Annotated in this window: 8 protein-coding genes, 1 pseudogene and 1 riboswitch; of the genes and pseudogenes, 2 read left to right on the forward strand and 7 right to left on the reverse strand. The window is 53.9% G+C overall.

Annotated elements, in window-relative coordinates:
• The 6 genes and pseudogenes from K5905_RS20140 to K5905_RS20165 form a co-directional block, all read right to left on the reverse strand.
• Positions 1-118 (reverse strand): annotated as a pseudogene (locus K5905_RS20140) (glycosyl transferase); the annotation flags it as partial.
• A gap of 9 nt (positions 119-127) precedes the next feature.
• Entirely contained in the window at positions 128-1,348 is a 1,221-nt protein-coding gene (locus K5905_RS20145; RefSeq protein ID WP_297586947.1) for an NAD-dependent epimerase/dehydratase family protein, read from the reverse strand.
• Positions 1,349-1,511: 163 nt separating this feature from the next.
• Complete coding sequence (locus K5905_RS20150) at positions 1,512-1,799, reverse strand: acylphosphatase (RefSeq protein WP_297586949.1); 288 nt, start codon at positions 1,797-1,799, stop codon at positions 1,512-1,514.
• 83 nt (positions 1,800-1,882) lie between these two features.
• A complete protein-coding gene (locus tag K5905_RS20155; protein ID WP_297586951.1) occupies positions 1,883-2,797 on the reverse strand; it encodes a DMT family transporter in 915 nt (304 codons plus the stop codon).
• 79 nt (positions 2,798-2,876) lie between these two features.
• A riboswitch (FMN riboswitch) is annotated at positions 2,877-3,024 on the reverse strand.
• Between the two features lie 51 nt (positions 3,025-3,075).
• Positions 3,076-3,726, reverse strand: a complete 651-nt coding sequence (locus K5905_RS20160; RefSeq protein WP_297586952.1) for an HAD family hydrolase — start codon at positions 3,724-3,726, stop codon at positions 3,076-3,078.
• Between the two features lie 102 nt (positions 3,727-3,828).
• On the reverse strand, positions 3,829-5,841 hold the full coding sequence (locus tag K5905_RS20165; protein WP_297586953.1) for an acetyl/propionyl/methylcrotonyl-CoA carboxylase subunit alpha: 2,013 nt from the start codon (positions 5,839-5,841) through the stop codon (positions 3,829-3,831).
• 224 nt (positions 5,842-6,065) lie between these two features.
• Here K5905_RS20165 and K5905_RS20170 point away from each other — a divergent pair, with 224 nt between their 5' ends.
• Together K5905_RS20170 and K5905_RS20175 are read left to right on the forward strand one after the other, a co-directional pair.
• The gene (locus tag K5905_RS20170; RefSeq protein WP_297586954.1) at positions 6,066-6,548 is read left to right on the forward strand and encodes a hypothetical protein; all 483 of its coding nucleotides are present in this window, start codon (positions 6,066-6,068) and stop codon (positions 6,546-6,548) included.
• A 459-nt stretch (positions 6,549-7,007) separates the two neighbouring features.
• Positions 7,008-7,319 (forward strand): hypothetical protein, encoded by a 312-nt coding sequence (locus K5905_RS20175; protein WP_297586955.1) that lies wholly within the window; start codon positions 7,008-7,010, stop codon positions 7,317-7,319.
• A gap of 58 nt (positions 7,320-7,377) precedes the next feature.
• Here K5905_RS20175 and K5905_RS20180 read toward each other — a convergent pair whose 3' ends face one another.
• Complete coding sequence (locus tag K5905_RS20180; protein WP_297586956.1) at positions 7,378-8,910, reverse strand: acyl-CoA carboxylase subunit beta; 1,533 nt, start codon at positions 8,908-8,910, stop codon at positions 7,378-7,380.
• Positions 8,911-8,915 lie beyond the last annotated feature (5 nt).

The raw sequence follows: 8,915 nt of genomic DNA on the forward strand, positions 1-8,915 counted from the left end.
TACGCCGAAGCGACCGCAGCAATGCGGTCGCACCAAGCACATAGTCCCGGTTTGTCACCAGCGTCACATAGGCAAAACTGCTTGCCGGTTCCCTGTCGAACACGGGAGCATCAGTCATACCACGCCCTCAGGAAACTGATTTCAGCCGCGGATGCTCCGGATCATGTTCAATTTCTTCCGCGATTTCCCTGGTCCACGCGGAAACGGCCGGGACCCTGCTGCGATCCACCCGGTAGGCGTAGTTTTTCGCAACATCAACCACTTCGCTCAACAGGCCCTCCTCAAGCGTGATCGGATTAAGCCCAAGTTCCAGGAACTGCTTGTTTTCGACCACCAGATCGTTCTCCGGCGCTTCCTTGCGCGGGTTCGGCAGATAGGCCACTTTCGCACCGGTCAACCGCGAGATCAGCTCTGCCAGATCCCGCACCCTGTGGGTCTCCGTCATCTGGTTGAAGACCTTGACCCGATCACCCTTTTTCGGTGAATTTTTCAAGGCAAGCTCGATGCAGCGAACAGAATCTTGAATGTGAATGAAAGCTCGGGTCTGCCCACCTGTTCCATGTACGGTCAACGGATACTCAATGGCAGCCTGAATCAGGAAACGGTTCAGCACCGTTCCATAGTCACCGTCATAGTCGAAACGGTTGATCAACTGCTTGTGGCGCAAGGTCTGTTCGGTATGCGTTCCCCAGACGATGCCCTGGTGAAGGTCTGTGATTCTCAGGCCGTCATTCTTTGCATAGAACTGGAACAACAACTGATCCAGGCACTTGGTCATGTGATAGATCGAGCCTGGATTGGCCGGATAGAGAATTTCCTGACTGGCCTTTTCGCCGGCCAGTGTTTGCACATCAACATTCAAATAGCCTTCCGGAATGGCCGCGCCTACGCTTGAATACCCGTAAACCCCCATCGTTCCCAAATGAACAAGGTGGGCGTCCAGGTCCAGCTCCACCATCGCATTCAGGAGATGGTGCGTGGCATTGACATTGTTGTTGACGGTGTAATTCTTGTGCTGATCCGACTTCATCGAATAGGGCGCTGCACGCTGCTCGGCGAAATGGATGATCGCGTCCGGGCGGTTTTCCGCCAACCACGCTTTGAAGATTTCATAGTTCTCGGCAATATCGATCAGGTGGAAATGAATCGTCTTGCCGGACTCCTGCTTCCAGATGCGGGTGCGTTCCTGAATGGAATCCATCGGCGTCAGCGATTGAACGCCAAGTTCCGCGTCGATCCAGCGGCGGCTGAGATTGTCGATGATGTGAACGTCATGGCCCTGATCGGATAGATGCAGGGAAGTTGGCCAACCGACAAAACCGTCGCCACCGAGAATCGCAATCTTCACAAGAAATCTCCTTGAGTTACTCAACTCCGGCATAAGCTGACACGGTTCGATATGTCACAAGTCCGGATTGTTCCATGCGAGAGATCAGATCATTGCGATAATTCAATGACAACTCAATATAGAATTCGTAATTGATACACAAAAAGCATATGCTCTCAGCCGGTTAAGCGTTTTCCCGTATGGCAAAAACACCACGTTCCGGCTCAACAGGGTCAAGATCTTTTATTGTGTTCACTCGGGCAAAGGACGGGCCCTGCCATAGCACATCCAGCATGTCGACGACGATGTCGGAAGGACCGGCAAACACTGCCTCCACCGCTCCGGATTTCAGGTTTCTGACCCAACCGGAAAGATGACGCGCCTCGGCTTCATCGGCGCACCAGGCTCTGTACCCGACGCCTTGCACCCGGCCTTCTATCAATACGTGAACAGTCAATGGATCGGCAGTCATGGTGCCCCCCGGTCAACACATCCCGTTACAGAATATTACAAGATGACCGAATCCGGAAATCCGTTTCAATTCCCAAGATGCAATCAGGCTTTGCCCAGGGCCGTCGCTTCACGGGCAGAACGTTTCTGTTCGTCCAGCATGACAAGCAGCGACGCGCCAACAATGACTAGGGCACCGGGCCAGAAAGCACCGGTTGGTGCAAAACCAAACGCAATGAAACCGACAGCGATGTTCAAGGGCAGCTTCAGGTGATCGAAAGGCTGAACGAATGTGGCGTCTGCCTTCTGGTAAGCCAGGGTCAACAGGTAGTTTGCCACCACGGTTAGACCGCCTGCCCCGATCAACAACCAGAGTGCATCACCTGAAGGAACAATACCACCGTCGCCCAGCGCCAACACCGCATTGACCGGCGTCAGCAGGAGAAGGAGATATACCGTTATCGAATCGGCATGCTCGGTCTCGGTCAGTTTTTTGGTGACCAGAGACGTACCTCCCCAAAATGCCGCTGCACCGACCGGCAACACTGCCGCCCAGCTGAAAGCTTCCGTCCAGGGTTGAAGTATCACCATGCCGCCTGAAAATCCGGCAATCGTCGCCAGCCATCGAACCAGCCCCACGCGCTCGCCAAAGAATAGTTTCGCGCCAAGAATAACAAAGAAGGGTGACGTCATGACCAGTGCAATTGCCTGCCAGATTTCAACTCGGGCCAATCCGGCAACCCAAAGCTGAATCCCGATGACGGCAAGTCCGGCACGCAAAAGGTGCCAGCCGATCTGGCGGGTCTTCAAGGCAGACACACCGCGCCGAAGGACCCACGGCAGCGCAACAACCAGGCCCAACGCATATTGCCAGAAAGCTGCAGACGTTGATGGTACACCGAGCTGCATCGTGGAGGCCTGCAAAGCGCCATTGACCAGTGCAAAGGACGCCCCTGCCCCAATCATGGCCAGTGCTGCAAACAGCGGTCTTTGACTGAATATTGCCGAAGGTTCTGACATTGTCCGGTACCGTTCCAGTTCATTTTCCTGAACAGTCCCAAAAGACACGCGCCTGCAGGCCTTAAAAGATGGCCCGCAGTCAAGTTCTCTATCATCCGGACTGTAACCGTCGGCTCCGGCATCTCACCGGATCTGCTGACCCTTGGCGATTACCGCCAAGGCGCTCGCGGGCTCCAGGTTTCCCTGATACCGCCGGTGGGGACTTCCACCCCGCCCCGAGAACTGTTCTCTGTCAGCTTGTCTAGCGAGAAAAAGTAAACCTGACAATGCCGATCGCATCATTTTTTCAGTATCGCTGAAATGTGATGCGGTTTCTCGGCAACAAGAATTGGCCCCTCAGCCTCAAGCTCCTCGCGACTCCCATACCCCCAAAGCACACCGATACCGGCAACGCCATTAGCGCTCGCACCTATCAGATCGTGTTTCCGGTCACCGATCATCACGGTTTCCGCAGCAGAAATTCCCTCTTTCTCCAAAATGTGTGCGATGAGTTCGCTCTTTGCCGATCGCGTCCCGCTGAGCTCCGCCCCGTAGACTGTGCCGAAATGCGGCATCAACTCAAAATGCTCAACGATCTTGCCTGCATAGGCATGTGGCTTGGAGGTGCATACGTGCAGGTCGTACCCCGCATCTCGAAGCTCCTGAAGGACATCTGGAATGCCGTCAATGAGCGTGTTCTCAAAGAGACCGGTGACGGTATAGCGTTCGCGATAAAGGGCAACCGCTTCGTCCAGTTTAGCCCGGTTATCTGTCTGTAGGAGAACTTCAAAACTTTCCCAAAGAGGAGGCCCGATGGTCCAGTGCATATCCTCCGGATCCGGAACAGGCGCTCCCAGCTTGTCCAGTGCGTACTGAATTGAACGGGTGATACCGTCAAACGGATCCGTCAAAGTGCCGTCCAGATCAAACAAGACAGTCGAAAATGTCATAATGGCCTCGGGAAACGAGAGAAAAAGAAAACGGCCCGTGACTCAACAGTCACAGGCCGCTGCAGTATCGGTCGAAAGAATTCCCTGTCAATCGGTGACGGATCAGGAAAATTCCATGATCACGGCATCCACCGCGAGACTATCTCCGGGCTCTGCCTTGATTGCGGAAACAGTACAATCGCGCTCGGCCCGCAGAACATTTTCCATCTTCATGGCCTCAACGACAGCAAGCTGTTCTCCAGCTTTCACCTCCTGCCCTTCGGCAACTGCAATCGAGACGACAAGTCCCGGCATCGGGCAGAGCAGCATTTTTGAGGTGTCCGGGGGAAGTTTTTCCGGCATCAGCTGATCAAGTTCAGCAATTCGAGGTGTCATCACCTTGGCCAAAACCGAATAGCCCTGCCAATCCAGCCGGTAGCCGCCGGTAACCTGGCGGATCTGTACAGTCACGTTTTCCGATCCGACTTTACCTGACCAGAGTTGATCGCCCGGTGACCAGTCGGATTCGACGTTTATAATGGGTCCATCCCCGATCGCGACATCCAGCTCGACCGGAGTTCCCGGATAGCCGGCCGCCAGGCGGATCGGCACATAGGACTTGTCCAGCTTAACAACCCAGTCTTCACGGATAGCACCTGAATGAGGCCGCAAACGACCCGGCAAATGGTCCAGGCGTTCCCGCTCCAATGCCCCCATGGACAAAGCCACCGCAGCAAGGACAGTATGAGCCTCCGCGTCCGGAACTGCTGGCGAAAAACCGTCTGGATATTCGTCATCGATAAAGCTGGTCGCAAGTTCACCTGATTTCCAACGCGGATGGTTCATAAGCGCGGTCAGGAAAGGCACATTGTGCTGAATACCATCGACATAGAACGCATCTAGTGCAGCACTCATCGCATCGATTGCCTCTGCCCGGGTGGGCGCGTGGGTGATCAGCTTGGCAATCATCGGATCGTAGTACATGGAGATTTCCGATCCCTCGACAACACCTGTGTCGTTGCGGATCGTGAGAACATCGGTCGACATTTCCTCCGGCGGCTGATAGCGAACCAGACGCCCGATTGACGGCAAGAAGTTCCGATACGGGTCTTCGGCATAAATCCGGCTTTCGACAGACCAGCCGTTCAGCTTCACCTCGTCCTGGGCAAGGGTCAGCTCCTCGCCTGCGGCAACGCGGATCATCTGTTCGACCAGATCAACTCCGGTGATCAGTTCAGTCACCGGATGCTCCACCTGCAAGCGGGTATTCATTTCCAGGAAGTAGAAGCTTTTGTCCTGCCCGGCGACAAATTCCACCGTACCGGCACTGTCATAATCTACCGCTTTGGCAAGAGCGACGGCCTGCTCGCCCATTTTCCGGCGCGTATCTTCGTCCAACAGCGGTGACGGTGCTTCCTCAATGACTTTCTGATTGCGTCGCTGGATCGAGCATTCACGCTCACCGAGATAAATTGCATTGCCATGCTTGTCGCCCAACACCTGAATTTCAATATGACGCGGGTTCTCGATGAACTTTTCAATGAAGACCCGGTCATCCCCAAAGGAAGACGCAGCTTCTGACTTTGAACGTATGTATCCGTCGCGTGCCTCTTCTGCATTCCACGCGATCCGCATGCCCTTGCCGCCGCCACCGGCTGACGCCTTGATCATGACCGGATAACCTATGTCCTGGGCAATCTCGACCGCCTGGTCCGGAGATTCGATCACTCCCAGGTATCCCGGCACCGTACTGACTTTGGCATCATTGGCGAATTTCTTGGATTCGATCTTGTCCCCCATCGCTTCGATGGCGCGCTTGTTCGGACCGATCCACACAATGCCTTCCTTGGCAAGCATTTGAGGAAAGCTGGCGCGTTCGGACAGGAACCCGTAACCCGGATGCACCGCCTCTGCGCCGGTTTCCTTGCACGCTGCGATGATCTTTTCAGCGATCAGATAGGACTCAGCCGCGGCTGCCGGACCAATATGAACCGCCTCATCCGCCATTTCGACATGCAACGCATCCCGGTCAGCATCGGAATAGACTGCGACGGTCTTGATGCCCATGCGGCGCGCCGTCTTGATAACCCGGCAGGCAATTTCGCCCCGGTTGGCGACAAGGATTTTCGAAAACATGTAATTCCACCCAACTGGATCGTTTTTTTGTTTGTATGCCGCGCCTTGGAGCGGCGCAACTTAGCCAAAGGGCGAGAGGTATTTTACGGATGAGAATGCTGCCCGGTAAATTATGCGTGATTTATACTTGGCAACACGCAAAGTCCAAAGATCAAACCCTGAAGCCTCATACTATTTTAACAAAATTTCCGCAGTAATCTTGTCAATTGCCCCTGGGAGGTTTTATGAAAAAATCTATTGCAATTGCTTTGATTGTAACGGTCTTTCTTCCAAACATTGCCTTTTCCAAGACTGTCGGCAAATGGAACAGCGGAACGGTGGGTGGTTTTACACGTTATTGGACCACCAACAATGTCGGGTCCAACAATGTCGGGTCCAACTTTGTCGTCTGGTGTCATCCCAAGAGAAAAATCAACGGAACGCTTCTGCACATCGAAATCGAAGGCAAGGCACCGCCTCCAGGCACACGCATCAAGCTGATTCTGGATCAGGAAATCCTTGATCTACCGGTCAACAAGCAAGGTTACATCGACAGTGGATGCGCCACCTGTGCAGACAGTTTTGACTATGTCTGGCACAAGCTTCGGTCGTCACAGACCATGGCTGTTAAGTTCAAGGACAACAGTTACGCTGGTTTCTCGCTCAAAGGCGCTCAAAAAATATTGCCAGGTTCCGTCTGCCCAACAGACTGGGAAAAGAAAAACTAGGCCGCGTGGACCTGCTCTGTAGGTTTCAGGCGTGGCGCCTGTCGCATTTGGGTCGTTGGCTTTCCGACGTCCTCAATACCCAGATGCACTGTGCCCGTCCCGGGTCAATGAAAAGAATGCTCATTTCGGTGTCGTAAAAAACTTGAAAGGAGCAACCCCTTCTGCAACTTCGCTGCTGGAATTGGACAACATTTCTCTGACCACGTCTCAATTCAATCCGACCACACGGCCTGTGAACGCTCTTCTGCTTTTCCAATCGGAAACAGGCTTTTCGTCAGTCCGCATTTGAATACAGTCGCTTAAAACCTTGAACCGTCTATCCTGTGGTGCTGATCACAGTCCAGTGCACTCGCCTATTGCACACTACAATGTGTCACTTACCCTGGCGTAAGATCTGATAGATTTGAGTGAGCGTATAAATTGATGATCTGTTCAACCCGGACATACGGGAGGTATTCAATGAAAAAAAGTCACCTGTTCGCGGCATCGCTTGCACTTGGCAGCATAGCCCTGACGACAACTGCACAGGCCCGCCCTGATTTGCGGCAAATGACCTGTCAACAAGCACAGAATATGGTTCGCCAACACGGCGCGGTGGTTTTCACAACTGGCCAGTACACCTATTCGATGTATGTCTCCAACAGAAGCTATTGCGATTACAATCAGGAACTGTTTGTCCAATACGGACCGACCCGGGACAATCGCAAATGCCCTGTGGCGTATGAATGCAAGGAACCTTTGTTCCAACGTGGCTTTGGCCGCTGGAATTAAACGATATCGGGCCGGATGACCGGCCCGACTCGTTTGAGGTCAATTGAACATGCCTACCCTAAAGAGGAATATTGTCGTGCTTCTTCCACGGCAATTCTGCCTTCTTGGAACGCAGCAAGGCCAGCGCCTTTGCCACCCTTCGGCGTGTTGAATGCGGCCGGATCACGTCATCGATATAGCCGCGTTCGGCAGCAACAAAAGGATTGGCGAAACGGTCCTCATAGTCCTTGGTCCGCTTGGCAATCTTGTCCCGGTCTCCAAGTTCGGACCGATAGAGGATCTCGACCGCCCCCTTTGCTCCCATAACGGCAATCTCGGCGGAGGGCCAGGCATAGTTGATGTCGCCACTGATATGCTTGGAACTCATCACGTCGTAGGCGCCACCATAGGCCTTGCGGGTGATCACGGTGATTTTCGGAACCGTTGCTTCTGAATAGGCAAATAGCAGTTTCGCGCCGTGTTTGATCAGACCGCCATATTCCTGAGAGGTGCCCGGCAGAAAGCCTGGGACATCGACAAAGGTAACAATCGGAATACTGAAACAGTCACAGTAGCGGACAAAGCGGGCGGCCTTGCGGCTGGCATCTGAATCCAAAACACCTGCCAGTACCATCGGCTGATTGGCAATGATCCCGACGGTACGTCCTTCCATCCGACCAAAACCGGTGATGATGTTTCCGGCGTAATTTGCCTGGATCTCGTAGAAATCCCCTTCATCGACCGTTTTCAGAACAAGTTCCTTCATGTCGTAAGGCTTGTTCGGATTGTCCGGGATGAGCGTATCCAGGCTCATGTCGATCCGGTCCGGATCATCGTAATTTGTGAGTTCCGGCAGGTCTGCCTGATTGTTCATCGGCAGGAAGTCGATCAGCCGTCGCATTTCCTCCAGGGCCTCGACATCATTGTCAAAAGCTCCGTCTGCGATCGAGGACTTGGTCGTATGGATTGAAGCGCCACCCAGTTCTTCCGCGGTGACGGTTTCATTGGTCACGGTTTTGACCACATCGGGTCCGGTCACGAACATGTACGACGTGTCACGCACCATGAAAATGAAATCGGTCATCGCTGGCGAATAGACGTCACCGCCGGCACAGGGCCCCATGATCAGCGAGATCTGCGGAATAACGCCTGATGCAAGCACATTGCGCTGGAAGACTTCGCCGTAACCGCCAAGTGCTGCGACACCTTCCTGAATACGCGCGCCACCGGCATCGAACAGACCGATGATCGGTGCGCGATTCTGCAATGCCATGTCCTGCAGCTTGGTGATCTTTTCCGCATGAGTTTCGGAAAGCGAACCGCCGAAAACGGTGAAATCCTTGGAAAACACATAGACCGTGCGGCCATTTACGGTGCCCCATCCCGTAACCACACCATCGCCGGGAATATGCTGTTCATCCATGCCGAAGTCGGTACAGCGATGCTGTTTGAACATGTCGAACTCCTCAAAGGAGCCTTCGTCCAACAGAATCTCAATGCGTTCGCGTGCCGTAAGCTTGCCCTTGGAATGCTGCGAGTCGATGCGACGCTGTCCGCCACCCAGCCGTGCTGTTTCACGGCGTTGTTCCAATTCGGCCAGAACTTCTTTCATCCGGT

The sequence above is a fragment of the Roseibium sp. genome (assembly GCF_025698965.1).
In the GTDB taxonomy this organism is placed as follows: Bacteria; Pseudomonadota; Alphaproteobacteria; order Rhizobiales; family Stappiaceae; genus Roseibium.